This is a genomic window from Streptomyces sp. NPDC052396 (assembly GCF_044593195.1).
Taxonomy (GTDB): Bacteria; Actinomycetota; Actinomycetes; order Streptomycetales; family Streptomycetaceae; genus Streptomyces.
Genome location: NZ_JBIUAW010000001.1, coordinates 774,647 through 799,593, shown reverse-complemented (window position 1 = coordinate 799,593; position 24,947 = coordinate 774,647). Strand labels below are relative to the sequence as shown.

Here is a 24,947-nt window from a genome sequence, read left to right as displayed (position 1 = left end):
GCCCCGGGCGCCGCGCAGCCGGGGTCACACGGGTGCCCCCGGGCGGGTGAGCCGGGCGGCGCCGTGCACCGCGCGCAGCACCGCGGCGGCCTTGTTGCGGCACTCGGCGTCCTCGGCGGCCGGGTCGGAGTCGGCCACCACGCCCGCCCCGGCCTGGACATAGGCGGTGCCGTCGCGGAGCACCGCGGTGCGGATGGCGATGGCGGTGTCCGAGTCGCCGGCGAAGTCCAGATAGCCGACGGCTCCGCCGTACAGGCCGCGGCGGACCGGCTCCAGCTCCTCGATGATCTGCATGGCGCGGGGTTTGGGGGCGCCGGACAGGGTGCCGGCCGGGAAGCAGGCGGTGAGCACATCGAAGGCGCTGCGGCCGGGGGCCAGCCGGCCGGTGACGGTGGAGACGATGTGCATCACATGGCTGTAGCGCTCGATGGACATGAAGTCGACCACCTCCACGCTGCCCGGCTCGCAGACCCGGCCGAGGTCGTTGCGGCCCAGGTCGACCAGCATCAGGTGCTCGGCGCGCTCCTTGGGGTCGGCCAGCAGTTCCTCGGCGAGCGCGGCGTCGGCCTGCGGGGTGGCGCCGCGCGGGCGGGTGCCGGCGATGGGGTGCACCATGGCCCGGCCGTCCTCGACCTTGACCAGGGCCTCCGGGCTGGAGCCCACCACATCGAAGCCGTCGAACCGCAGGAGGTACATATACGGGCTGGGGTTGGTGGCCCGCAGGACCCGGTAGACGTCCAGCGCGGATGCCTCGCAGGGGGCCTCGAAGCGCTGGGAGGGCACCACCTGGAAGGCCTCGCCGGCCCGGATGCGCTCCTTGATGTCGTCCACCGCGGCCCGGTAGTCCGGGCCGCCCCAGCGGGCGGTGAACTCGGGCAGTTCGGCGGGCGGCAGCACGGCCGGGCTGCTGGGGACGGGCCGGGCCAGGTCGGCGGCCATGGCGTCCAGGCGGGCCAGCGCGTCGGCGTAGGCCTCGTCGACACCGGTCTCCAGGTCGTTGTGGTTGATCGCGTTGGCGATCAGCAGCACGGTGCCGTTCCAGTGGTCGAGCACCGCCAGGTCCGAGGTGAGCAGCATGGTCAGCTCGGGCAGGCCCAGGGGGTCCCGGGCGCCGCCCGGGTGTTCGCCGATCTTCTCCAGCCGCCGGACGATGTCATAGCCGAGGTAGCCGACCATGCCGCCGGTGAAGGGCGGCAGCCCGCTGCCCTCGATGAGGTCGCGCGGGGTGTGCAGGGTCTCCACGGTGGCCCGCAGCGCCGCCAGCGGGTCGCCGTCGACGGGCACTCCGACCGGCGGGGTGCCCAGCCAGTGGGCCTGTCCGTCGCGCACGGTCAGCGTGGCGGAGGAGCGGACGCCGATGAAGGAGTAGCGCGACCAGGTGCGGCCGTTCTCGGCGGACTCCAGCAGAAAGGTGCCGGGCCGTTCGCCGGCGAGCTTGCGGTAGAGGCCGACGGGGGTGTCCCCGTCGGCGAGGAAGCGCCGGGTCACCGGGATGACCCGGCGGTCCTTGGCGAGCGCGCGGAAGGTGTCCGCGGTGGGGGTGACGTCCGAGATGGCGGCCATGGCAGCGGAGCCTAGCCCAGGGGAAGATCACCGGAGTCGAAGCAGGTGCGGGTGCCGGTGTGGCAGGCGGGACCCACCTGGTCGACCTTGACCAGCAGGGTGTCCGCGTCACAGTCCAGGGCCACCGACTTCACATGCTGGACATGGCCGGAGGTGTCGCCCTTGACCCAGTACTCCTGGCGGCTGCGGCTGTAGTAGGTGCAGCGGCCGGTGGTCAGGGTGCGGTGCAGTGCCTCGTCGTCCATCCATCCGACCATCAGCACCTCACCGGTGTCGTACTGCTGGGCGACGGCGGGGATCAGGCCGTCGGCGTCGCGCTTGAGGCGGGCGGCGATGGCGGGGTCGAGGGACGAGGAGCTGGCGGGAATGCGGCCGGTCATGGGTTCATTCTGCCGCGCCGGTCCCAGGTGCCTCTCCGGTACGGCCCCCTCGCACGCCTGTCGGAGGGATACGGCATGCTTCGGTCATGACCTCTCCGCCTCCGCCGCCGCCGTCGAATCCGCCCCAACCACCGGGCGGCGGTGGCGGTTTCGGCCCGCCGCAGGGCTTCGGCCCGCTGCCTCCCGAGCAGCCGCCGTTCGGCGCGCAGCCGCCCGCCGGTCCGCCCTACGGCCCGCCCGGTTACGGGCCGTACGGGCCCCCGCCGGTACCGCCCGCGCCCTCCGGCGGCAATGGGGCGAAGATCGCGGCGATCGTGGTCGCGGTGGTGCTGGTGGTGGGTCTGGCGGTGGGCTGGCTGATCCTGGCCAACAGCGGCGGCAAGGACGACAAGCCGGTGGCGCACTCCTCCTCCTCGCCCAGCCCGGTGGAGAGCGCCTCGCCGAACCTGGACAACCGGCCGCCGGCCACGCCGACGCCGCGCGACACCCCCTCCACGGCCCCGGCCTCGCCACCGCCGCTGATCACCCTCAAGCCCGGCGACTGCTTCGACGCACCCCAGCTCTCCCCGTCCCTGACCCAGGCGGAGAAGCGCTCCTGCACCGGCAGCCATGACGGCCAGGTGATATCCAACGAGCAGCTGGAAGGCGCGCTGGACAACGAGACGCAGATCAAGGACAAGGCGCTGGCGCTGTGCAAGGACGTGGCCGAGCAGCGGCTGAAGTCCATCGGCGACGGCCGGAGGTACTACTACTACGCGCTGTACCCGACCCGGATGGCGGTGCTGCTGCGCGGTGAGCGCCAGGTCGCCTGCGCCATCACCCTCAGCGACAAGCCCGGTGGTGCCAAGCTGGACGCGCCGCTGCCCGGTCAGTCGTAGGGTGGCCGTCATGTCGACACACGCACAGCGCGAACGCCTGCTTCTCGCCGACCTGTTGGAGACGGCCGGGCCGCACGCCCCCACGCTCTGCGAGGGGTGGAGCACCCGGGACCTCGCGGCTCATATCGTGGTACGCGAGCGTCGCTCCGACGCGGCCGCCGGGGTGCTGATCAAGCCGCTGGCCGCCCGGCTGGAGCGGGTGCAGGCCGAGTTCGCCGCCAGGCCGTACGAGGAACTGATCCAGCTGATCCGCACCGGGCCGCCGCGGACCTCGCCGTTCGCCCTCAAGCAGATCGACGAGGCGGCCAACACGGTGGAGTTCTATGTGCACACCGAGGATGTGCGCCGCGCCCAGCCGGACTGGACGCCGCGCGAGCTCGACCCGGTGTTCGCGGACGCGCTGTGGAGCCGGCTGGAGAAGGTCGCCCGGATCGTGGGGCGCAAGGCGCCGGCCGGCCTGGTGCTGCGCCGCCCCGACGGCCGTACCGTGGTGGCCCGCCGGGGCGCGCCGGTGGTGACGGTCACCGGCGAGCCCGGCGAGCTGGTGCTGTTCGCCCTGGGGCGGCAGGACGCGGCCCGGGTGGAGCTGGACGGCGCGCCGGAGGTGCAGGCCAAGCTGCGGGCGGCCCGGCTGGGCATCTGAGCTGCCGGGCCCGCCCCGGGGGCGCACACTGGGCTGAGTTAGCGCCCGGCCTCGAAGGAGGCGCCCATCATGGCTTACCAGCGCAGCACCGTCCCCATGGCCGCCGTGGACGGGGTCTCCGCCGGACTGCTGCTGTTCCGGATGATGCTCGGTCTGATCATGGCCGCGCACGGCGCGCAGAAGCTGTTCGGCTGGTTCGGCGGGGACGGCCTCGACAGAACCGCGAAGGGGTTCCTCCTTCTGGGGTACCCCTGGCCCAAGGCGATGGCCGTCATGAGCGGCCTCTGCGAGGGGCTCGGCGGGGTGGGGATCTTCCTCGGCCTGCTGACGCCGCTCGCGGCGGCCGCGTTGCTGGGCAACATGATCAACGCGCTCTGGGTGACCTGGGGCGGAGGGTTCTTCGCCCCCAAGGGTGTGGAGTACACGCTGCTGATCACGGTCGGGGCGGCCGCCCTGGCCCTGACCGGGCCGGGGCGGTACGCGGTCGATCCCTACCTGCCGGTGCCGATGCTGCGTGAGCATCGGGCGGTGTACGGAGTGGCCGCGATTGTGCTGGCGGGCGTCGCGGCACTGGTGGTGCTGCTGATCCGGGGCTAGGTTCCGCCGCCGGGCACAAGCGCGCTTACCGCACCGGGTGCCCGGCCTCGCGCAGTGCGCCCTTGACCTCGCCGATGCGCAGATCTCCGAAGTGGAAGACGGATGCCGCCAGCACCGCGTCCGCGCCCGCCGCCACCGCCGGGGCGAAGTGCTCCAGGCGGCCCGCGCCGCCTGAGGCGATCACCGGCACGGAGACATGCTTGCGCACGGCGCGGATCATCTCCACGTCGTAGCCGTCCTTGGTGCCGTCCGCGTCCATGGAGTTCAGCAGGATCTCGCCGGCGCCCAGCTCCGCCGCCCGGTGCGCCCACTCAATGGCGTCCAGTCCGGTGCCCCGGCGGCCGCCGTGCGTGGTGACCTCGAAGGTGCCGGCGGCGGTACGGCGGGCGTCCACCGACAGCACCAGCACCTGGCGGCCGAACCGCTCGGCGATCTCCCGGATCAGCTCCGGCCGCTCGATCGCCGCCGTGTTGACGCCGACCTTGTCCGCGCCGGCGCGCAGCAGCTTGTCCACGTCCTCGGCGGTGCGCACCCCGCCGCCCACGGTGAGCGGGATGAAGACCTGCTCCGCGGTGCGGCGCACCACGTCATAGGTGGTCTCGCGGTTGCCGGAGGAGGCGGTGATGTCCAGGAAGGTGAGCTCGTCGGCGCCCTCCCGGCCGTAGATCCGGGCCATCTCCACCGGGTCGCCGGCGTCCCGCAGGTTCTGGAAGTTGACGCCCTTGACGACCCGGCCGTTGTCCACGTCCAGGCAGGGGATGACTCGTACCGCGAGGGTCACGCGGATTCTCCTCGGAAAGCTTCTACTTCTACTTCGACCAGCACCCGGGAGTCGACGAACCCGGAGACCACGACCAGGGTCGCGGCCGGCCGGACGGTGTCGAACAGTTCCTTGTGGGCGCGGCCCACGGCGTCCACGTCCCGGGCGTGGGTGAGGTACATCCGGGTACGGATCACCGACTCGGGCCCCAAACCGAAGCGCTTGAGCGCCTCCAGCGCGTTGCCGAAGGCCACCTTGGCCTGTTCATAGGGGTCGCCCTCGCCGTGCAGCACACCGTGCACCAGGGGCATGGTCCCGGAGACCAGCACCCGGTCCCCGGCTGCCACGGCACGTGCGAAGCCGATCGTCTCCTCCCAGGGACTGTCTGTCTGCACTCGCCGTACGACCGGGCCCGACTGGGGTCCGGGGGTCGCCCCCCGGGAATCTGCCGCGCTCATCCGGACACTGCCTCCAGAGCCTCTTCCAAGGTGAACGCCTTGGCGTAGAGGGCCTTGCCGACGATGGCGCCTTCCACACCCTCCGGTACCAGAGTGGCGATTGCCCGCAGATCGTCAAGGGAGGAGACCCCGCCGGAGGCGACCACCGGCTTGTCGGTGGCCGCGCAGACGTTCTTCAGCAGCTCCAGGTTGGGACCCTGCAGGGTGCCGTCCTTGGCGATGTCGGTGACCACGTAGCGGGCACAGCCCTCGGCGTCCAGGCGGGCCAGGGTCTCGTAGAGGTCGCCGCCGTCGCGGGTCCAGCCGCGGCCGCGCAGGGTGGTGCCGCGGACGTCCAGGCCGACCGCGATCTTCTCACCGTGCTCGGCGATCACCTTGGCCACCCATTCGGGGGACTCCAGGGCGGCGGTGCCCAGGTTCACCCGGGTACAGCCGGTGGCCAGGGCGGCGGCCAGCGAGTCATCGTCGCGGATGCCGCCGGAGAGCTCGACCTTGATGTCCATGGCGCGGACCACCTCGGCGATCCGCTCCCGGTTGTCGCCGGTGCCGAAGGCGGCGTCCAGGTCGACCAGGTGCAGCCACTCGGCGCCGGCCCGCTGCCACGCCTGGGCGGCGGCCAGCGGGTCCCCGTAGGAGGTCTCGCTGCCGGATTCGCCATGGACCAGCCGTACCGCCTGACCGTCACGGACATCCACGGCGGGGAGGAGTTCAAGGCGGTGAGTCATGCGGGCGACCTTACGGTAGGGGGCGGTACGGGTCACAGCGTGTCCAGCCAGTTGCGGAGCAGCACCGCTCCGGCGTCGCCGGACTTCTCGGGGTGGAACTGGGTGGCCCACAGCGGGCCGTTCTCCACGGCGGCGACAAAGGGCTCGCCATGGGTGGCCCAGGTGACCTTGGGGGCGCGGATGGCGTCGTTGGTGATCTCCAGCTGCCACTCGCGCACCGCATAGGAGTGGACGAAGTAGTAGCGGGTGTCCGCGTCGAGCCCGGCGAAGAGCCGGGATCCCTCGGCGGGGGTGACGGAGTTCCAGCCCATGTGCGGCACCACGGGCGCCCGGAGCGGCTCGACCAGGCCGGGCCACTCGTCCAGGCCCTCGGTCTCGGTGCCGTGCTCGATGCCCCGTTCGAAGAGGATCTGCATGCCGACGCAGATGCCCATCACCGGCCGTCCGCCGGCCAGCCGCCGGCCGACGATCCAGTCGCCGCGGGCGGCGCGCAGCCCTTCCATACAGGCGGCGAAGGCGCCCACGCCGGGCACCAGCAGCCCATCGGCCGTCATGGCCCGGTCGTAGTCGCCGGTGATCTCCACCTCGGCGCCGGCGTGGGCCAGCGCCCGCTCGGCGGACCGGACATTGCCGAAGCCGTAGTCGAAGACGACCACTTTCTTCTTGTCGCTCATGCCCACAGCCCCTTGATGCGCAGCGCTCCGGCGGCCAGGCACAGCACGGCGCTGATGCCCAGCAGCACGATCACGCTCTTGGGCATGCCCTGCTTGAGGAAGGAGATGATGCCGCCGACCAGGAACAGCCCGACCAGGATCAGCGCGGTAGACGTGCCGTTCACAGTGCCCCCTTCGTGGACGGAATGATCCCGGCGGCCCGCGGGTCGGGCTCGCAGGCGTAGCGCAGGGCCCGGGCCAGCGCCTTGAACTGGCATTCCACGATGTGGTGCGCGTTGCGCCCGTAGGGGACGTGGACGTGCAGGGCGATCTGCGCCTGGGCGACAAAGGACTCGAGTATGTGCCGGGTCATGGTGGTGTCATAGCTGCCGATCATCGGCGCGATGTTCGCCGGCTCGGTGTGCACCAGGTAGGGGCGGCCGGAGAGGTCCACGGTGACCTGGGCCAGTGCCTCGTCCAGCGGCACGGTGCAGTTGCCGAACCGGTAGATGCCCACCTTGTCGCCGAGCGCCTGCCGGAAGGCGGCGCCCAGCGCGAGGGCGGTGTCCTCGATGGTGTGGTGGGTGTCGATGTGCAGGTCGCCGTCGGTCTTGACGGTGAGGTCGAACAGCCCGTGCCGGCCGAGCTGGTCGAGCATGTGGTCGTAGAAGCCGACGCCGGTCGAGACGTCGACCTGTCCGGTGCCGTCGAGATCTATCTCGACCAGTACCGAGGTCTCTTTGGTGGTGCGCTCCACGCGGCCCACGCGGCTCATTGGTTCTCCTTCATCACTGCACGGACCGCGTCCAGGAACGCGTCGTTCTCCTCGGGCGTGCCGGCGGTCACCCGCAGCCAGCCCGGCACCTCGTTGTCCCGTACCAGCACACCCCGGTCGAGGATGGCCCGCCAGGTGGCGTGGCTGTCCGCGAAGCGGCCGAACTGGACGAAGTTGGCGTCCGATTCGGTCACCTCGCAGCCGATGGCGCGCAGTTCGGTGACCAGACGGTCGCGTTCCGCCTTGAGCTGTTCGACGTAGCCCAGCAGGGTGTCGGTGTGCTCCAGCGCGGCCAGCGCGGTGGCCTGGGTGACGGACGAGAGGTGGTACGGCAGCCGTACCAGCTGTACCGCGTCCACCACCGCCGGGTCCGCGGCCAGGTAGCCCAGCCGCAGGCCGGCCGCGCCGAAGGCCTTGGACATGGTGCGGGAGACCACCAGGTTGGGCCGGCCCTCGAGCAGCGGGAGCAGCGAGGGGCGGTGGCTGAACTCGCCGTATGCCTCGTCCACCACCACCAGCGAGGGGCGGGCGGCCTGGGCGGCCTCGTAGAGCCGCAGCACGGTCTCGGCCTCCACCGCGGTGCCGGTGGGGTTGTTGGGCGAGCAGATGAAGACCACCTCGGGCCGGTGCCCGGCGATGGCGGCCTCGGCCGCGGCCACATCGATGGTGAAGTCCTCGTTGCGCGGCCCGGAGATCCAGCCGGTGCCGGTGCCCCGGGAGATCAGGGCGTGCATGGAGTACGAGGGCTCGAAGCCGATGGCGGTGCGGCCGGGGCCGCCGAAGGTCTGCAGCAGCTGCTGGATGATTTCGTTGGAGCCGTTGGCCGCCCAGACGCCGTCCTTGGTGACCTCATGGCCGGTGGTGCGGGTGAGGTACCTGGCCAGCTCGGTGCGCAGCTCCACCGCGTCCCGGTCGGGGTAGCGGTTGAGGTGGCGGGCGGCCTCGGCCACCCGCTCGGCGATCCGGGCCACCAGCGGCTCGGGCAGCGGGTAGGGGTTCTCGTTGGTGTTCAGCCGTACCGGGACGTCCAACTGGGGTGCCCCATAAGGGGACTTGCCACGCAGCTCGTCCCGGATGGGCAGCTCGTCGATGCGGGTCACTTGTTTCCGGGCACCTTCCAGTCGAACCTCGCCTTGAGGGCCGCCCCGTGCGCCGGCAGGTCCTCGGCCTCGGCCAGGGTGACCACATGGCGGGCCACCTCGGCCAGCGCCTCGCGGCTGTAGTCCACCACGTGGATGCCGCGCAGGAAGCTCTGCACCGACAGCCCGGAGGAGTGGCAGGCGCAGCCGCCGGTGGGCAGGACGTGGTTGGAGCCGGCGCAGTAGTCGCCGAGGGAGACGGGCGAGTAGGGGCCGATGAAGATGGCGCCGGCGTTGCGCACCCGGGCGGCCACCGCCGCCGCGTCGGCGGTCTGGACCTCCAGGTGTTCGGCGCCGTAGGCGTTCACCACGGCCAGGCCCTGCTCGATGCCGTCGACCAGCACAATGCCGGACTGGCGGCCGCCCAGGGCGGGCACGATCCGGTCGTCGATGTGCTTGCTGGCGGCGACCTGGGTCTCCAGCTCCCGCTCGACGGCGCCGGCCAGTTCCTCGGAGTCGGTGACCAGCACCGCGGCGGCCAGCGGGTCGTGCTCGGCCTGGCTGATCAGGTCGGCGGCGAGGTGCACCGGGTCGGCGGTGTGGTCGGCCAGGATGGCGATCTCGGTGGGGCCGGCCTCGGCGTCGATGCCAATGCGGCCCTTGAGCAGCCGCTTGGCGGCGGCCACCCAGATGTTGCCGGGGCCGGTGACCATGTTGACCGGGCGGCATTCCTCGGTGCCATAGGCGAACATGGCGACCGCCTGGGCGCCGCCCGCCGCGTACACCTCGTCAATGCCCAGCAGGGCGCAGGCGGCCAGGATGGTGGGGTGCGGCAGCCCGTCGTGCTCTTTCTGCGGGGGCGAGGCGATGGCCATGGAGCCGACCCCGGCCTCCTGGGCCGGGATCACATTCATCACCACGGAGGAGGGGTAGACCGAGCGGCCGCCCGGGACGTACAGGCCGACGCGCTCCACCGGCACCCAGCGTTCGGTGACGGTGCCGCCGGGCACCACGATCACGGTCTTGTCGGTGCGGCGCTGTTCTCGGTGGACCTTGCGGGCCCGCCGGATGGACTCCTCCAGGGCGGCCCGGACGGCCGGATCCAGCTCGGCCAGGGCGCGGTCGATGGCCTCGGGGGCCACCCGGACCCGGTCGATCTTCACGCCGTCGAACCGCTCGGCGTAGTCGATCAGCGCCGCGGTGCCGCGATGATGCACGTCCTCGCAGATGGGCCGCACCTTCTCCAGGGCGGCCTCGACGTCGAGTTCGGCTCGGGGCAGCAGGTCGCGGTCGATGCGGCCCTCGGCGAAGGCGGCACCGCGCAGATCGATTCGGGAGATCACATGGCCAATTGTCTCAGACCCGCCCTGGCTCACGGCTCTCCGTACCACTCAGTGATACGCCGCCGGTCGCCCGGGAACCGTTCTCACCGCACGTGTTCAACCCCTCACCCAAGGGGAATCGTACGCACAGACGTACGGCCGAGGGGAGGGACCCGTGATCGATCCGCAGAGCGACCGGCTCCCCGCCGGACTCGATCTCACCGGCCCGGAACTGGGCATGTGGCAGGCCTTCCGCACCGGCAGCACCCATGATCTGCGCACCCCCTTCGCCGAGCAGAACGATCCAGGCGGCCCGCACACCTGGGGCCCGGAGCGCAGTGTGCGGGCCGAGGTGGTGGCCCTGCTGCTGCTGGCCGGGCCGCCCGCGCTGCCCGGCCGGGTCAGCGCGCTCAAGCTCAACGGGGCGCACATCACCGGCACCCTGGACCTGTCCGGCGGCACCGTGGCGCCCTATGTGGAGCTGCAGAACTGCCGTTTCGACCAGCAGGTCCTGCTGCCGGAATGCCACTTCACCACCCTGCGCCTGGTCGGCTGCGCCCTGCCCCGGCTGGAGGCGGCCCGGCTGCGCACCGAGGGCGACCTGCATCTGACCCGGTGCGTGGTGCGCCGGGGCATCCGGCTGACCGATGCCCATATCGGCACGGATCTGCTGCTCAACCAGCTGGTGGTGCGCCGGGACCGGCGCGGCCAGTCGCTGGCCGCCGACGGCCTCTCGGTGGGCCAGGACCTCCAGGCCGAACTGGCCAGGTCCTACGGCGAGTTGAGCATGCGCGGCGCCCGGATAGGGGTCTCGCTCAGCCTGCGCGGCACCACCCTGAGCAACCCCTACGGGCAGCGGGCGCTCAATGCCCCCCAGCTGACCGTGGAGCGCACCTTCTATCTCACCCCGGCCGGGATCAGCGCCTCGCCCACCCCCAGCGGGGCCACTCCCCCGTACGGGATCGCCATGACCGCCCCGGAGCAGGGCACCCGGCTGCAGCGCTTCACCTGTGAGGGCGGCATACGGCTGGACGACGGCCGGTTCGGTGACGCCATCGACTTCAGTATGGCCCGGCTGACCCTGGGCTCCGGCCAGGAGCTGTCACTGCGCCGGGTGCAGACGCCCGAGCTGCGCTTCCTCGGGGAGAGACCGGTGGAGGGCCGGGTGGTGCTCTCCGGCGCCCGGGTGGTCAACCTGGTGGACCGCTGGGAGAGCTGGCCCGGCCCCGGCTCCCTGGTCATGGCCGGCTTCTCCTATGAAACCCTGATCCCGCTCGGCCCGTTCCCGCTGGCCAAACGGCTGGAGTGGGTGGCGGCGGCCACCCCCGAGTACGCCCCGGAGCCCTATGAGCGGCTGGCCGGGGCGCTGCGCGGCGGTGGCGAGGACGCCGACGCCCGGGCGGTGCTGCTGGCCAAACAGCGCCGCAGACGCGAGACCCTGCCACTGGCCGGCAAGGCCTGGGGCCTGCTGCAGGACTGGACGGTGGCCTATGGCTACCGCCCCGGCCGGGCGGCGCTCTGGATGGCGGTGCTCTGGGCGCTGGGCACCCTCTATTTCGCCGGGCACCCCATGCCGCCGATCCGCCATGACGAGGCGCCGACCTGGAATCCCGAGCTGTACACCCTGGACCTGCTGCTGCCCATCGTCGACCTGGGGCAGGGCAAGGCGTGGCGGACCGAGGGGCTGGGGCAGTGGCTGGCCGCGGCCCTGGTACTGGTCGGCTGGGTGCTGGCCACCACGGTCACCGCGGGCGCCTCCCGGCTGCTGCAGCGCCGGTGACGGTTCGGCCACCGAGGACCGATCGCCCGGCCGGACCATTAGGCTTACCGGCTGTGACCACCGCGCGCCTGCCCATCTTCCCGCTGAACTCGGTGCTGTTCCCGGGCCTCGTCCTCCCGCTGAACGTCTTCGAGCAGCGGTATCGCGCGATGATGCGCCATCTGGACCAGCTGCCCGAGGAGTTGCCGCGCCGGTTCGGCGTGGTGGCCATCCGGGACGGCTTCGAGGTGGCGCACAGCGCCCCGGGCCTGCCGGAGGAGTCCCGTCCGGAGCCCGGCCCGGCCACCGGCTTCGGGCCGGACCCGATCCGCTCCTTCCACTCGGTGGGCTGTGTGGCCGAGGCGGCCACCATCAAGGAGCACCCCAATGGCACCTTCGAGGTGCTGTCCACCGGCACCACCCGCTTCCGGCTGCTGTCGGTGGACGCCACCGGCCCTTTCCTCACCGGCGAGGTCGAGCACCTGGAGGAGCGGCAGGGCGACGAGGCCGGGGCCCTGGCCTCGGGAGTGCTACGGGCCTTCCGCACCTACCAGAAGCGGCTGGCCGGGGCGGTGGAGCGGTCACTGGCCGGGCAGAGCGAACTGCCCACCGAGCCCTCGGTGCTGTCCTATCTGGTCGCGGCCGCGGCCATGCTGGACGTACCGGCCAAGCAGCGGCTGCTCCAGGCGCCGGACACCGCCTCCCGGCTGGCGGACGAGCTGAAACTGCTGCGCGCCGAGACCGCGTTGATCGGTAAGCTCCCCTCGCTGCCGGCCATCGAGCTGACCCGGCAGCCGACCAGTCCCAACTGAGGCCGGTCCACCCGAGGCCGGTGCAACCGAGGCGAGGAGCGAGCGTTTTGGGCAAGCGGTCCGGCACCGGCGGCACCCCCGCCATAGTCGCCCTGGAACGGGCCGGGGTGCCCTTCTCCCTTCACTCCTACGAGTCCCAGCCCAGTGCGGCCTCCTATGGCGAGGAGGCGGCCGAGGCGCTGGGTGTCCCCCCGGAGCGGGTGTTCAAGACGCTGGTCGCCGAGGTGGACGGGGCGCTGACGGTGGCCGTGGTGCCGGTGTCCCATTCCCTGGACCTCAAGGGGCTGGCCCTGGCGGCCGGCGGCAAACGGGCCGCGATGGCCGACCCGGCCGCCGCCGAGCGGGCCACCGGCTATGTACGCGGCGGCATCTCCCCCCTGGGCCAGCGCCGCCGCCTGCCCACCGTCCTGGACGACTCCGCCCTCCCCCACGCCACCATCTACATTTCCGCGGGCCGCCGCGGCCTCGAAGTCGAGCTGGCTCCCGGCGAGTTGGCCTCGCTGACCTCGGCGGCCATCGCCCCGGTGCGGCGCGAGCGGTGAGTTGCGGCCGGGTTTCCGCCGGCAACCCGCGGTAATTCCGACGGAAACCCGTCCCCTACTGCCCGGCCTCCCCGAGGAGTGCGACATAGTCGCGGGCCCAGCCCTCGATGGTTGCCCGGTCCCAGAGGTCGGTGGAGAACTCCACAAAACCGCTGAGCACTTCCCCGGCGGGGACCAGCCCGAAGGTGAGGTCGGTGCGGGCGGCGGCCGGGACCAGATCCTCAACCCCCACGGCGAGCCCGGTCAGTTGTACCTCCGTCCGCAGGGAGTTCTGGTAGGCGAAGCCGACCGTCAGCCGGTCGGGCACCGCCGTGCCGGTGCGCTCCGCCAGCACCGGGGCCACCCGGGTCAGCGGCAACTGCCGGTCGATGCCCTCAGCCGTGCTCCGGGCGACCTGCCGGACCAGGGCGGCGAAGGAGCCGGCGTCCGCGTCCCGCACCCGTAGCGGGATCCCGGCGACCGCGCAGGCCAGCAGCGACTCCAGTTCGCGGTGCTCGCGGTTGGCGTAGGAGATGTTGAACAGCGCCTCCGGCCGGCCGGAGGTGCGGGCCAGCAGCCGGCCCAGAGCAGCCGCGGTGACCGCGAAGGGCGTGGTGCCCAGCCGCGCGGCCAGCCGCTCCACCGCCGTGCGCACCCCGGCGGGCACGGTGAAGGCCACCACATCCCCCCGCCCGCTGGACTTGGCCGACCTCGGCCGGTCCAGCGGCAGCACGGTCTCGAAGGGCGCCCCATCCAGCTCCCGCAGCCAGTGCTCCAGCCGGCGCCGCTCATCGGCCGGACCGGCCGGCCGGCGCTGCCGCTCGGCGTAGTCGGTGGGCTGGTACGGGGCCGCCGGCAGCCGGTGGGGCACCCCGGTGACGGCGGCGTCATAGAGCGCGGCCAGTTCGGTCAGCAGCAGGCTGACCGCCCAGCCATCGCAGATGGCGTGGTGCAGGACCAGCAGCAGCACCCACGTGTGCTCCCCGGTGCGCAGCAGCCGGAGCGCCGGCCCGGCCGAGGCGGTGAGGGTGAAGGGGGTGTCGGCGGCCCGGGCGCTGATCCACTCCTCCTCCGCCGGCCGCGCCCGCAGGTCCTCCACCGGCAGTTCCACCGGCCGGGGCCGCAGGATCTCCTGCCACCACTGCCCGTCCGCCTCGGTGAAGCGGGTGCGCAACGACCGGTGCCGCTCGGTCAGTTGGGTCCAGGCGGTGCGCAGTGCCGCCGGGTCCGGCTCCCCGGTGAGGGTGAGCCGCATGGCCACATTGAACACCTGGGGCAGTGGGTGCTCCTGGTGCAGGGCGATAAAGCGGGCCTGCTGGCCGGTGACCGGCGCCCGGCACTCCACCTCGCCGTCCGCTGCCCCCGCTGCCCCCTCTTCCCCTTCTTCCAGCTGGGCCGCTTCTTCCAACTGGGCCGCCATCGCCCCCAGGGTGGGCCGCCGGTAGAAGTCCAGCATCGGGTACTCGGTGCCGAACTCCTGCCGTACCCGGTTGACCAGCCGCATCGCGGAGATGGAGTCGCCGCCCAGGTCGAAGAAGGAGGCATCGGGCGCCAGTTGGGCGGGGCCGGTGCCCAGCTCCTCGGCCCAGAGCTCCCGCAGCCGCCGGTAGGTCCCGGGCTCGGGTCCGGCGGCGGGCCCGGTACGGTCCGGGGTGCGCCGGCCCCGTGCGGTGGCGACCAGGTCCGGGGCGGGCAGCCGGGCCCGGTCCAGTTTGCCGGTGGTGGTCAGCGGCAGGGCGGGCAGCACGGCCCAGGCGCGCGGCAGCAGATGGTCCGGCAGCCGGGCGGCGAGTTCCTCGGCCATCAGGTCGGCGAAGGCCTGCCGGTCCTCGGCGCCCTCCCCCACCGGGTCGGCGGGCACCGCGTAGGCGGCGAGGTAGGCCTCCTCTCGGCCGTTGCGCCGGGCCAGCACCACCGCCTGGGCGATGCCGTCCAGGCCGTTGAGGGCGAGTGAGACCTCCTCCGGCTCGACCCGGAAGCCGCGGATCTTCACTTGGTCGTCGGTGCGGCCCTGGAACTCCAGCCTGCCCTCCGCCGTCCAGCGCACCAGGTCGCCGGTGCGGTACAGCCGGCCGTCCGGGCCGCCCTCGGGGTCCGGCCGGAAGCGCTCCTCGGTCAGCGCGGGCTGGTGCAGATAGCCCAGGGCCACCCCCGGGCCGCCGACCCACAGCTCGCCCACCGTGCCCACCGGCACCGGCCGGCCGGCCGTGTCGGTCACCCGCAGCCGTACGTTGTCCACCGGGCGCCCGATGGCGATCCGCCCGGCTCCGGCCTCCCCGGCGGGCACGGTCTCCGTGGTGCACAGCACGGTGACCTCGGTCGGCCCGTACACATTGACGGTCTCATAGGCCGCCTCGGGGCGCGGCCGGGTGCGCAGTACGTCGCCGCCCAGCAGCAGTTGGCGCAGCGGTGGCTGGTCGGCGGGCGGCAGCCGGAGCACCGCCTCGCCCAGGGCGGTGGGCAGGATGGTGAAGGTGACCCGCTGGGCGGTGTACCAACGGGCCAGCGCCAGGGGGTCCTTGGCCAGCCGCTCGTCGGCGATGGTGAGCGAGGCGCCCGCGGCCAGGGCGGGCCAGATCTCCAGTACCGAGGCGTCGAAGCTCTGGCTGCACACCATGGCGGCGCGGTCGGCCTCGGTGAAGCCGAAGCGCCGGTGCTGCCAGTGGCACAGGTCCACCACGGCGCGGTGCGGGACGGCGACGCCCTTGGGCACGCCGGTGCTGCCGGAGGTGTAGATCACATAGCAGGGGGATGCGGGAGTCGTGGGTGCGGCGGGGTGCCGGGCGGTGCCCCGGGGGCGGGTGCCGGGGGTGATGACGGCCACTGTGTCCGGCACCGCCTCTGCCACGTCCGGCGCGCACACCACCACCCCGGCCCGGCACTCGGCCAGTACCGTCCGCAGTCGGGCCCGGCCCTGGGCCGGGTCCAACGGCACATAGGGGCGGCCGGACTTGAGCGTGGCGAGCATGGCCACCACCAGGTCGGCGGAGCGCGGCAGCCACAGCAGCACCGGGGCGCCGCCGGGGTCCCGCTCCGTCAGCGCGGCGGCCAGCCACTCGGCGCGTTCGTCCAGTTCGCGGTAGGTCAGCATGGTGTGGGCGTCGGTCACCGCGGTGCGGTCCGGCCCCGCCGCCACCTGCCGGGCGACCAGCTCGGGGACGGTCACCGCCGGCGGCGGCCGGTGCGGTCCGTGCTGCCAGGCCGGGGGTACCGGCGAAGGTGCGGGCGCGGATATGGCGCCCGTATCCGTGGCCAGCCGGGACAGCGGCTCGCCGGGAGCCGCCACGGCCGCCGCCAGCAGATCGCGGAAGACGCCGAAGAACCGCTCCACGGTCCGTGGGTCGAACAGGTCGGTGTTGTACTCCAGGTGGCAGCGGATGCCCTGTGGCTGGTCGGTGAAGTAGACGGTGAGGTCGGCCAGCGCCTTGTCCGGGCCGGCCTCCAGCGGGGTGGCCCGGATGCCGGGCAGGTCGAAGCGGAAGGGTTCCTCGCGCTGGAACTCGGCGAGCACCTGGAACACCGGGGTGCGGTCGGTCGTCCGGGGCCGGGCGAGCGCCTGCACCACCGTCTCGAAGGGCACCCGTGCGTGGTCATAGGCGTCCAGCGCCACCCCGCGCACCCGTTCCAGCAGTGTGCCGAAGGAGGGGTCTCCCGACAGGTCCACCCGCAGCGCCAGGGTGTTGACAAAGAACCCGATCACTTCCCGGGCCCGTTCGGGCCGGTTGTCGACCGGGGCGCCGATGACCAGGTCCTCCTGTCCGGTGACCCGGTGCAGCATGGCCGCGTACCCGGCGAGCAGCGCCATAAAGAGCGTGGCCCGCTTCTCCCGCGCCATGTCACGTACCTTCCGCGACAGTTCGCCGTCCAGGGTGCGGAACTCCGCCCTCCCGTTGGAGGTCATGGCCGCCGGCCGGGGCCGGTCGGCGGGCAGCTCCAGGGCGGATGGCGCACCTTCCAGCGTCCGTACCCAGTAGCCGAGTTCCTCCTTGTCGTCCTCCTTCTCCTGTGCCGCCTCCCGGGCGTAGTCGGCATAGCTCCACTCCACCGGCGGCAGGCCGGGCTCGCCGCCGTCCCGCTCGGCGCGGTAGCAGGCCGACAGATCGCGGGCCAGGAGGGTCGCGGAGGCCGCGTCCACCACGATGTGGTGCAGGGACAGCACCAGGACATGCCGCTCCTCGGCCTCCCGGACCAGCCGGGTGACAAACAGCGGCCCCCGCGCCAGGTCGAAGCGGCGGGCGCTCTCGGCCGCGAGCACCTGGTCCACCGGTGTGCCGTCCAGCACCTCGAAGTCCGCCTCCCCGGGCGGCAGCACCAGTTGGCGGGGCTCGCCCGCGCGCTCCCGGAACACGGTGCGCAGCCCCGGGTGCCGGGCCACCAGGCGGCGCAGCGCGGCCCGCAGGGCGGGGATGTCCAGCGGGCCGTCCAGACGGATGGCCTTGGTCTCGTTGTAGGCGGTACGGCCCGGCAGCAGGTTCTCTAGGAACCAGATCCGCTGCTGCCCCGGCGAGAGCGGCGCCTCGTCCAGCGGCCGTGGGCGCCGGCGGCGCAGCGTGCCCAGCTGCCCCAGCCCCGAGCGCAGTTGGTCGGGGGTGACCCCGAAGTCCACCAACGCCACGATCTCGTCCGCGCCCGCCCGGGTCACCGCGTCCACCACCGGGGCCACGGTGTCCACGGTGCCGATCAGGGCCCGCTGGTCGCAGTAGCGGTCATAGGCGCGGCGGAACACCACGTCCAGGTCGTCCTCGCCCAGGGTGGACAGGTCCACGGAGTGCCCCAGGCTGTTGGCGACGCCGCCGAACAGCGAGAGCGAGGCCCGCATATAGCGGGCGAGCGGCTCATATGCCTCGGCCCGCGCGGTGGCCTCGTCGGCCGCCAGGTAGGTGTGCAGCAGTACGGCCACACGTCCGGCCGCCGGGTCCAGCCCGTGCTCGGTCCGGGTGCGGCGGTAGCGGGCGATGTTCTCCCCGAGCTGCTCCACGGTCTGCGTCATCAGGTTGGTGACAATGCCCAGGTCGTGCCGGGCGGCCAGCTCATAGGAGGCCGGGTTGCCGACCACCGCCGTGTACATCGGCGGTAGTTGCTGTACCGGCCGTGGGAACAGCCGCACCTCGGTCTCGCCGTCCCCGCCGGTGCGCCGCTGCGGCTCCCCGCGCCAGAGCGCGCGCACCTGCGCCAGTTGCTCGTACATCAGCTCCTTGTGCCGCCCGAACCGCTCGGGGAAGAACACAAAGTCCCTGGCGTGCCACCCGCCGGCGACCCCGATGCCGACCCGGCCGCCGGAGAGGTTGTCGACCATCGACCACTCCTCCGCGACCCGCACCGGATCGTGCAGCGGCAGCACCACGGAGCCGGCGTTGAGCCGGATCCGCTCCGTCTCCCGGGAGAGGGCGGCCGCCAGCACGGCGGGGTTGGGGAAGAGCCCGCCGAAGGAGTGGAAGTGCCGTTCCGGCATCCAGAGCGCATGGAACCCGTTCCGGTCGGCGAACCGGGCGGTCTCCAGGAGAAGTTCATAGGCGCCGTGCCGGGGCGTGGTGTCGTCCTGCGGGTAGTCCCCGAAGAAGTAGACGCTGAAGTCGGGGGTACGGGGCTCCGCTTGCTCCGCCGCGACGGCGACGGCGTTGAGCGCCAGGCTGCGTACGGCGCGCCGGGGCGGCTCGGTGCGGCCCGTCTCCACCGGCGCGGGCGGGTACGGCGCCGGGGCCGCCGAGGTTCCGTCCACGGTCATGGCCCCGGGCTCGTCCCCCGCCGGCCTCGGCGAGGTCTGCGGCGCCGCGTCGGACGCGGCCGCTGTGAACGGCCCAGCCGCCCCGGGACCATTCGCCGGCAGGAATCCCGCCGATCTCAGTTCGCGCAGCGACCCCTTGACCGCCTCGGCGATGAACTCCAGGTCGCCGTCGGAGTGGGCGGTGGAGAGGAAGAAGTTGCGCCACTCCCAGACATGCACCCCGCGCAGCATCAGGTGGTGGTAGAGGAGTTCCAGGTCCGCGCGGTGTTCAAAGCGGAACTGGGAGCCGAAGTGGGTCATCCGCAGCGGGAACTCCTCCGTTTCAAAGAAGGAGTTGAGGTCGCCGGCCAGCCGGGCGGTGCGGTCGTTGAGCCGGTTCTGGAGGGCGGGGCTGTGCTCCTTGAGGTGGGTCAGCACGGCGCGGGCCGCCACCATGGACACCGGGTGCTGGATATAGGTGCCGCCGAAGAAGGTCGTATCGGTGGGCGGGTAGCTGTCGTCGCCATAGCTCCAGTGGCCGCCGTCGACGCCGTCCATGATGTCCGCCCGGCCGGCGATGGCCCCGATCGGGAAGCCGCCGCCGAGCAGCTTGCCGTAGGTGGCCAGGTCGGGGGTGACGCCATAGAGCTCCTGGGCCCCGCGCGGGGCGGGCCGGAAGCCGGTCAGCATTTCGTCGAAGAGCAGCACCATGCCATGGCGGGCGGTCAGTTGGCGCAGCCGGCGGACGAACTCCACCGGCCGCAGGGCCGGGTTCCGGCTCTGTACGGGCTCCACCACCACCGCCGCGATCCGCGCCGCATGCCGTTCGATCGCCGCCAGGGCGGACTCGCTGCCGTAGTCGAGCACCAGCAGCTCGCCGACCGCGCCGGCCGGGATGCCGCTGGAGACGGGCACGGTGCGGCCGCCCGAGGTGCGGCCGAGCACTCCGTCGGCATGGCCGTGGTACGCGCCATGGAAGGTGACGATCAGGTCGCGGCCGGTGGCCGCGCGGGCCAGCCGGATCGCCGCCGAGTTGGCCTCGGTACCGGAGTTGGCGAAGGCCACCCGCTCCAGCCCGGTCAGTTCCGCCAGCAGTTCGGCGGCCTCTCCGGTGGCCTCGGCGCGCGGCCCCAGCTGGATGCCGCGCGAGAGGTGTTCGCGGACCGCCTCGGTGACGAAGTCCGGTTCATGGCCGAAGAGCAGGACGCCGAAGCCCATGGTGATGTCGACATACTCATTGCCGTCGACGTCCTCCAGCCGCGCCCCCTGGGCCCGGCGCCCGGCCAGCGGGTAGAGCATCTCCTTGGTGGCGCTGCGGAATCCGACCACGGCCCGGCTGTCGGCGAGCACCCGGCGGTGGCGCTGGGCGATCCGCTTGGAGGTGGGGGTCTTGGCGGTGTAGCGCCGGATGAGGTCGTCGAGGTGTTCCCGCTGGGTGTGCGGGGAGGCGCCGTCCACCATCCCGGAGGAGCGGGCGACGGTCACCCGGGGGCCGTGCACCTGGGGTGCGGGGGCGGGTGCGGGGGCGGGCGTGCCGGCCTCCAGCTGCCCGGCGATGCGGCGGGCGAGCTCGTTCATGGCCGCCAGGTCCTGCTCCAGGGCCGCCGAGGCGGCGCTCAGGGCGGTCACCGGGTCACCGTGCCATGGAGGCGCTCAGTCGCCGAAGCGGCCTGAAGGGAGAGCAGTTGGGACAGCTGGGACATCATCTGCAGCTGTATCCGGGAGATCTGCCGGAGCTTCTCGGCGAGGTCCGCCAGCTCCTCACGGGTCGCGTACGCGGTCGTGTCCACGGGGTCCGCCGGCGGTCTCGCGGCGGCCGGGGGCTGGGGTGCCACCGGGTGCCCGGTCAGGGGCGGCGGCCCGGGCGCGGCGGGGGCCGCCACCGGTCCGCCGGGCAGCCTCGCCGGTCCGGCCCCGAGCCCCGACGGTGCGCCCAACAGCCCGGCGGGTCCGGTGAGTTGGGCGTCGGGTTCACCAGGCGGCGCCACCGGAACCGGCGACCCGGCGCCGCCATCCGCATCCCCCGGCACTCGGTCGGCGATCAGCTCCGCCAGCTGTCGCGGGGTGCCCGTCTCCTCGAAGAGCTCCCGCATCGAGATCTTCACCCGGTGCCGCTCCTCCAGCTCCCGCAGCACATTGATCATTTGCAGGGAGTCGGCCCCGAGGTCGAAGAAGGACATACCGCCGGTGATCGCCCGTGGGTCATGGCCCAGGTGCCGGGCGGTGGACTCCACGATGCTGTGCAGGATGTGCTCGACGGTCGCCTCGCGTCGTTCCACGACAGTCCCCTCTCTCGCTGGTGTCACGGTTCGCGGGGCCATCGGCCGCGGCCCCGTCCAGTGGTCCTTGTGCTGGAACCGGTAGCCCGGCAGCGCGATCCGCCGGCCGCCGCTGCCCGCCAGCAGCGGCCGCCAGTCGAGGTCCGCTCCCACGCGGTGCAGGGCCGCCGCCGCGGCCCACAGGGCGTCCAGCCCGGTGCCGCGCCGGAGTGACGGCAGGGCGGGCGGCTCCCCCAGGGTTTCGCCCGGGTTTTCGCCCAGGGCCTGGCGGGCCAGGCCGCTGAGGGTGTGATGCGGCCCGATCTCCACCAGGGCCGTCGGACGCCGGGCGCCGACGGCGGCCAGCGCCAGGTCGAAGCGGACCGGCCGGCGGGTGTGCCGGAGCAGATGGCCGGTGTCCGGGATCCAGCCCGGCTCCCGGAGCAGGCCGTCCATGCCGCTGACCAAGGGCAGGACGGCCGGCCGCCAGCTGATCTCATCGAGCACGGTCCGGAATTCGGCCAGCATCGGCTCCATCAGGGCGGTGTGGAAGGCCCGGGTCACCGGCAACGGCCGTGCGGGGATGCCGCGTCGGTCCAGCAGGGCGCGGAGCCGGTCGAGGGCGGCGGGCGGTCCGGCCAGGACCTGGGCCCGGGTTCCATTGGTCACCGCCGGTTCCAGGCCCGGCACCTCCTCGGCCAGCCGGAGCGCGGTCCGCCGGTCGGCCGCCACCGCCACCATGCCGCCGGGGGCGCAGCGCCGCTGCATCAGCCGGCCCCGTTCGGTGGTCAGCCGCAGCCCGTCGGCCAGCGACAGTGCCCCGGCCGCGTACAGGGCGGCGTACTCGCCGACGCTGTGCGCGGTGACCATGTCCGGGGTGAGGCCGGCCTCCCGCCACAGTTCGGTCAGGGCACACTGCAGGGCGTAGAGGGCGGGCTGGGCGAGGTCGGTGTCCCAGCACGGGTCCGCGCCGGGCCCGGGCTCGGTCAGCAGTGCGGGGAGCAGGGTGGTGGTGCCGGTGAGGTCATGGAAGAGGTGGGCGCAGCGGTCCAGTACCTCGCGCACCACCGGGAAGCGCTCATGGAGGGCCCGGGCCATCCCGGGATGGGGCCCGGCCTGGCCGGAGTAGAGGAAGGCGGTCCGGGGCGGTCCGTCCGGGGGCGGGGTCCCGGGTGTCCCGCCGGCGAGCCAGGTGTCCAGGGCCCGGGCGAGCGCGGTGGGGCCGGCGCCCCGGACGGCCAGCCGGTGCCGGCCATGGGTGCGGCCCAGGGCGGCGGTGGTGACCAGGTCGGCGGGGTGGGTGCCGGGCCGCTGCCGTAACCGGTCCCGGAACGCGGTGGCGTTGGCGGTCAGCGCGGCCGGGCTGCTGCCGGAGACCAGCAGGACGTCCGGCGGGGGGAGCGCGGCGGCCCGGGGTGCGGGTTCGGGGGCCTGTTCCAGGACCAGGTGGACATTGGTGCCGCCGACGCCCAGGGAGGTCAGCCCGGCCCGGCGCGGGGTGTCGCCCTCGGGCCAGGGCCGGGCGGCGGTGGGGATGTAGAAGGGGCTGGTGTCCAGCTCCAGCAGGGGGTTGGGGGTGCGGAAGTTGGCCAGTGGCGGGATCACCCCGTGCCGGAGCACCAGCAGGGTCTTGACCAGTCCGGCCAGGCCGGAGGCGGCGTCGAGGTGGCCGATGTTGGCCTTGACGGAGCCCAGGGCGCAGTAGCCGGTCCGGTCGGTGTCCTGGCGGTAGGCGCGGGTGGCGCCGTCGAATTCGATGGGGTCGCCCTTGAGCGTGCCGGTGCCATGGGTCTCCAGGTAGCCGATGCTCTCCGCGCCGGCCCCGGCCCGCCGCAGGGCCTGCCGGATGGCGTGGTGCTGGCCCTGGGCGGTGGGCGCGGTGAACGCCTGTTTGCCGGCGCCGTCGTTGCCGATGCCCCAGCCGAGGATGACGCCATGCACGGTGTCGCCGTCGGCGAGGGCCCTGGTCAGCCGTTTGAGGACCACGGCCACCACGCCGGTGCCGCCCACCGTGCCGTCGGCGCCGGCGTCGAAGGCCCGCAGCCGGCCGGACTTGGAGAGGATCGATCCCTTGACGTACCGGTAGCCCAGCACCTGGGGCACATGGACGGCCGTGGCGCCGGCCAGGGCGAGGTCGCAGTCGCCGGACAGCACGGACTGGGCGGCGAGCTGCACCGCCACCAGCGAGCTGGAGCAGGCGCTCTGCACACCGACGGCCGGTCCGGTCAGGCCCAGCCGGTAGGCCGCCCGGCTGGCCGTGAAGTCGGGGTGGTTGCCGACCATGGCCTGCATCCGGGACAGCCAGTCCTCGCCGGTGCCGGCCGGCAGGACGTTGTTGAGCAGATAGGTGTGCAGGGAGTACAGCTGGTAGCCGGTGCTGGCCCAGACGCCCACCCGGGTGCCGTCGCGCTCGTCCGGGTAGCCGGCGTCCTCCAGTGCGTGCTGGGCGCACTCCAGGAACAACCGGTGCTGGGGGTCGGTGAGCTGGGCCTCGCGGGCGCTCATCCGGAAGTGTTCGGCGTCGAAGCCGGCGATGCCGTCCAGGAGTCCGGAGGCGCCGACGAAGTCGGGGGCGCGGTACTGCTCGGCGGGTATGCCGGCCGCGGCCAGTTCCCCGGGGGTGAAGCGGGTGACGCAGTCCCGGCCGTCCCGGATGACGCGCCAGAACTCCTCCCGGGTGTCCGCGCCGGGGAACCGGAAGGCCAGGCCGATGACGGCGAGTCGCCGGTCGTCGTGGGTCATGCGCCACCGCCCGGGGTGCCGGGCAGCTCACGGCCCATGGCGGCCGCCGGGTCCGGGCCGGGGGCCGGGCCGCGTCGGTACAGCAGGGTGAACAGGGCGATACACAGCACCATGGCCAGGCCATGGAAGCCGGCCACCACGGTCAGCGGGGAGAAGCGTTCCAGCAGTGCGCCGCTGATCAGCATGCCCAGCCCGAAGCCGGCGTTCTCGGTGGAGGCGGCCAGGCCGAACAGCCGGCCGCGCTGCTCATCGGGGGCGGACTGCAGCCGGGAGACATAGACGATCTCGGTGAATCCATCGGCGGCCCCGGCGATCAGGGCGGCGATGACGGCCGGTGCCGTGGGCAGTCCGCTGAACACGGCGATAAAGCCCGCCGACATCACACAGGCCCCCAGCGCGAAGCCCCGCTCCCCGGGGATGCCGTCGGCGCCCTTCTTCGCCGGCCGCCCGATCACCTGCTGGGCGAGGATGTTGCCGATGGCCCAGGTGGCCCAGAACTGGCTGATGAACGTGGCCGGATGGTGGGGGTCCAGGTCGCTGGAGTAGATGGGCAGGGCGACATTGTGCGAGGAGGAGCCCAGGCCGTCCACCGCCCGGACCGCGATCATCGCCGCCGGCAGCGGGGCGGTGCGCAGCAGGACGCGGACGGTCAGCGGTACGGGCGGCGCCTGGTCCGCGGCCTGCGGGGCGGCCGCCCGGGTGCGCAGCGGCAGGACGGACAGAATGCCCGCAGAGATCACAAAGCTGATGGCGTCCAGGACAAAGGCGGCCCGGTAGCCGAGCTGGGCCACCACCACACCGGAGGAGGCGAAGCCGGCGATCATCGCCAGGGCGCGTCCGGTCACCAGCAGGCTGTTGGCGCGGGCGCGCTGCCCGGCGCCGACGATCTCGGGGATGCTGCTGCGCAGCGCCACCTGGGAGAGGGTGGCGCAGCCGCCGCCGGCCACCGCCAGCGCGAAGACCAGCGCCACCCGGGCCGTACCGGGGGCCAGCAGCAGGGCCAGCAGCGCCCCGGCCTGGGTGAGGTCGGCGCCCACCATCAGGCGTTTGCGGTCGTACCGGGAGACCAGCCGGCCGCTCAGCCAGCCCGAGGCCACGCTGGTGGCCAGGCGTACGGCCATATAGAGGCCGGCGGTCAGGGCGCTTCCGGTGGCGTGGTAGACGAAGACGTTCAACGCCACCATGTTCAGGTAACTGCCGTACGCCGAGATCCCGTTGCCCGCGAGGAGCAGACGGAAGTGCCTCATGCGCGTTCCTTCCGGTGTGGGGTCCGGTGCCACGTTGATCACGGACCCTCACCCTTGCCGGGTTCGGAGAC

The 24,947-nt window shown here is 73.0% G+C and carries 19 protein-coding genes; 6 read left to right on the top strand and 13 right to left on the bottom strand.

Going from position 1 to position 24,947, the window contains the following annotated elements; translation table 11 throughout:
- Positions 1-24: 24 nt before the first annotated feature.
- The gene (locus ACIHFE_RS03905; protein WP_400104162.1) at positions 25-1,563 is read right to left on the bottom strand and encodes an anthranilate synthase component I; all 1,539 of its coding nucleotides are present in this window, start codon (positions 1,561-1,563) and stop codon (positions 25-27) included.
- Positions 1,564-1,574: 11 nt separating this feature from the next.
- Positions 1,575-1,943, bottom strand: a complete 369-nt coding sequence (gene hisI, locus ACIHFE_RS03900; RefSeq protein WP_400104161.1) for a phosphoribosyl-AMP cyclohydrolase — start codon at positions 1,941-1,943, stop codon at positions 1,575-1,577.
- Positions 1,944-2,029: 86 nt separating this feature from the next.
- On the opposite strand from hisI, the gene ACIHFE_RS03895 reads away from it, so the two are divergent.
- From ACIHFE_RS03895 to ACIHFE_RS03885, 3 genes are all read left to right on the top strand, one after another.
- Positions 2,030-2,821, top strand: a complete 792-nt coding sequence (locus ACIHFE_RS03895; protein WP_400104160.1) for a hypothetical protein — start codon at positions 2,030-2,032, stop codon at positions 2,819-2,821.
- A gap of 10 nt (positions 2,822-2,831) precedes the next feature.
- Entirely contained in the window at positions 2,832-3,464 is a 633-nt protein-coding gene (locus tag ACIHFE_RS03890) for a TIGR03085 family metal-binding protein (RefSeq protein WP_400104159.1), read from the top strand.
- A gap of 69 nt (positions 3,465-3,533) precedes the next feature.
- Positions 3,534-4,061 (top strand): DoxX family protein, encoded by a 528-nt coding sequence (locus tag ACIHFE_RS03885; protein ID WP_400104158.1) that lies wholly within the window; start codon positions 3,534-3,536, stop codon positions 4,059-4,061.
- 25 nt (positions 4,062-4,086) lie between these two features.
- Here ACIHFE_RS03885 and hisF read toward each other — a convergent pair whose 3' ends face one another.
- The 8 genes from hisF to hisD are packed head-to-tail and all read right to left on the bottom strand — an operon-like array spanning position 4,087 to position 9,854.
- Positions 4,087-4,842 carry an imidazole glycerol phosphate synthase subunit HisF gene (hisF, locus tag ACIHFE_RS03880; protein ID WP_400104157.1) on the bottom strand — a complete coding sequence of 252 codons (756 nt, stop codon included), beginning with the start codon at positions 4,840-4,842 and terminating at the stop codon, positions 4,087-4,089.
- Positions 4,839-5,279: a RidA family protein gene (locus tag ACIHFE_RS03875; RefSeq protein ID WP_400104156.1), complete on the bottom strand. Its 441-nt coding sequence runs from the start codon at positions 5,277-5,279 to the stop codon at positions 4,839-4,841. The genes hisF and ACIHFE_RS03875 overlap by 4 nt, the downstream gene beginning before the upstream one ends.
- Positions 5,276-6,004 carry a bifunctional 1-(5-phosphoribosyl)-5-((5-phosphoribosylamino)methylideneamino)imidazole-4-carboxamide isomerase/phosphoribosylanthranilate isomerase PriA gene (priA, locus tag ACIHFE_RS03870; RefSeq protein WP_400104155.1) on the bottom strand — a complete coding sequence of 243 codons (729 nt, stop codon included), beginning with the start codon at positions 6,002-6,004 and terminating at the stop codon, positions 5,276-5,278. Before priA ends, ACIHFE_RS03875 begins: the two co-directional genes overlap by 4 nt.
- 32 nt (positions 6,005-6,036) lie before the next feature.
- A complete protein-coding gene (gene hisH / locus ACIHFE_RS03865) occupies positions 6,037-6,678 on the bottom strand; it encodes an imidazole glycerol phosphate synthase subunit HisH (RefSeq protein ID WP_400104154.1) in 642 nt (213 codons plus the stop codon).
- Positions 6,675-6,842 (bottom strand): hypothetical protein, encoded by a 168-nt coding sequence (locus ACIHFE_RS03860; RefSeq protein ID WP_400104153.1) that lies wholly within the window; start codon positions 6,840-6,842, stop codon positions 6,675-6,677. The genes hisH and ACIHFE_RS03860 overlap by 4 nt, the downstream gene beginning before the upstream one ends.
- Positions 6,839-7,432 carry an imidazoleglycerol-phosphate dehydratase HisB gene (gene hisB / locus ACIHFE_RS03855; protein ID WP_400104152.1) on the bottom strand — a complete coding sequence of 198 codons (594 nt, stop codon included), beginning with the start codon at positions 7,430-7,432 and terminating at the stop codon, positions 6,839-6,841. The genes ACIHFE_RS03860 and hisB overlap by 4 nt, the downstream gene beginning before the upstream one ends.
- Positions 7,429-8,532, bottom strand: coding sequence for a histidinol-phosphate transaminase (locus ACIHFE_RS03850; RefSeq protein WP_400104151.1), 1,104 nt, complete (start codon positions 8,530-8,532; stop codon positions 7,429-7,431). Before ACIHFE_RS03850 ends, hisB begins: the two co-directional genes overlap by 4 nt.
- Complete coding sequence (hisD, locus tag ACIHFE_RS03845; RefSeq protein ID WP_400104150.1) at positions 8,529-9,854, bottom strand: histidinol dehydrogenase; 1,326 nt, start codon at positions 9,852-9,854, stop codon at positions 8,529-8,531. Before hisD ends, ACIHFE_RS03850 begins: the two co-directional genes overlap by 4 nt.
- A gap of 217 nt (positions 9,855-10,071) precedes the next feature.
- On the opposite strand from hisD, the gene ACIHFE_RS03840 reads away from it, so the two are divergent.
- From ACIHFE_RS03840 to ybaK, 3 genes are read left to right on the top strand one after another with little or no spacing between them, the layout of a single operon-like run.
- Positions 10,072-11,613: an oxidoreductase gene (locus ACIHFE_RS03840; protein ID WP_400104405.1), complete on the top strand. Its 1,542-nt coding sequence runs from the start codon at positions 10,072-10,074 to the stop codon at positions 11,611-11,613.
- Positions 11,614-11,666: 53 nt separating this feature from the next.
- Positions 11,667-12,404 (top strand): LON peptidase substrate-binding domain-containing protein, encoded by a 738-nt coding sequence (locus tag ACIHFE_RS03835; protein ID WP_400104149.1) that lies wholly within the window; start codon positions 11,667-11,669, stop codon positions 12,402-12,404.
- Between the two features lie 47 nt (positions 12,405-12,451).
- Entirely contained in the window at positions 12,452-12,946 is a 495-nt protein-coding gene (gene ybaK, locus ACIHFE_RS03830; protein ID WP_400104148.1) for a Cys-tRNA(Pro) deacylase, read from the top strand.
- Between the two features lie 55 nt (positions 12,947-13,001).
- Here the strand turns inward: ybaK and ACIHFE_RS03825 are convergent, their stop codons facing one another.
- From ACIHFE_RS03825 to ACIHFE_RS03815, 3 genes are read right to left on the bottom strand one after another with little or no spacing between them, the layout of a single operon-like run.
- Positions 13,002-20,207: a MupA/Atu3671 family FMN-dependent luciferase-like monooxygenase gene (locus ACIHFE_RS03825; RefSeq protein WP_400104404.1), complete on the bottom strand. Its 7,206-nt coding sequence runs from the start codon at positions 20,205-20,207 to the stop codon at positions 13,002-13,004.
- A 47-nt stretch (positions 20,208-20,254) separates the two neighbouring features.
- Positions 20,255-23,629, bottom strand: a complete 3,375-nt coding sequence (locus ACIHFE_RS03820) for a type I polyketide synthase (protein WP_400104147.1) — start codon at positions 23,627-23,629, stop codon at positions 20,255-20,257.
- Complete coding sequence (locus tag ACIHFE_RS03815) at positions 23,626-24,876, bottom strand: MFS transporter (protein WP_400104146.1); 1,251 nt, start codon at positions 24,874-24,876, stop codon at positions 23,626-23,628. The genes ACIHFE_RS03820 and ACIHFE_RS03815 overlap by 4 nt, the downstream gene beginning before the upstream one ends.
- Positions 24,877-24,947: the final 71 nt, after the last annotated feature.

Excerpts from the sequence above, each read along its gene's own strand:
- priA (WP_400104155.1), bottom strand. The coding sequence starts at position 6,004 with ATGACTCACCGCCTTGAACTCCTCCCCGCCGTGGATGTCCGTGACGGT.
- ACIHFE_RS03820 (WP_400104147.1), bottom strand. The coding sequence starts at position 23,629 with ATGACCCACGACGACCGGCGACTCGCCGTCATCGGCCTGGCCTTCCGG.
- ACIHFE_RS03815 (WP_400104146.1), bottom strand. The coding sequence starts at position 24,876 with ATGAGGCACTTCCGTCTGCTCCTCGCGGGCAACGGGATCTCGGCGTAC.
- hisI (WP_400104161.1), bottom strand. The coding sequence starts at position 1,943 with ATGACCGGCCGCATTCCCGCCAGCTCCTCGTCCCTCGACCCCGCCATC.
- ACIHFE_RS03825 (WP_400104404.1), bottom strand. The coding sequence starts at position 20,207 with ATGAACGAGCTCGCCCGCCGCATCGCCGGGCAGCTGGAGGCCGGCACG.
- hisH (WP_400104154.1), bottom strand. The coding sequence starts at position 6,678 with ATGAGCGACAAGAAGAAAGTGGTCGTCTTCGACTACGGCTTCGGCAAT.
- ACIHFE_RS03885 (WP_400104158.1), top strand. The coding sequence starts at position 3,534 with ATGGCTTACCAGCGCAGCACCGTCCCCATGGCCGCCGTGGACGGGGTC.
- ACIHFE_RS03895 (WP_400104160.1), top strand. The coding sequence starts at position 2,030 with ATGACCTCTCCGCCTCCGCCGCCGCCGTCGAATCCGCCCCAACCACCG.
- hisB (WP_400104152.1), bottom strand. The coding sequence starts at position 7,432 with ATGAGCCGCGTGGGCCGCGTGGAGCGCACCACCAAAGAGACCTCGGTA.
- ACIHFE_RS03905 (WP_400104162.1), bottom strand. The coding sequence starts at position 1,563 with ATGGCCGCCATCTCGGACGTCACCCCCACCGCGGACACCTTCCGCGCG.
- ACIHFE_RS03890 (WP_400104159.1), top strand. The coding sequence starts at position 2,832 with ATGTCGACACACGCACAGCGCGAACGCCTGCTTCTCGCCGACCTGTTG.
- ACIHFE_RS03840 (WP_400104405.1), top strand. The coding sequence starts at position 10,072 with ATGTGGCAGGCCTTCCGCACCGGCAGCACCCATGATCTGCGCACCCCC.
- ACIHFE_RS03875 (WP_400104156.1), bottom strand. The coding sequence starts at position 5,279 with ATGAGCGCGGCAGATTCCCGGGGGGCGACCCCCGGACCCCAGTCGGGC.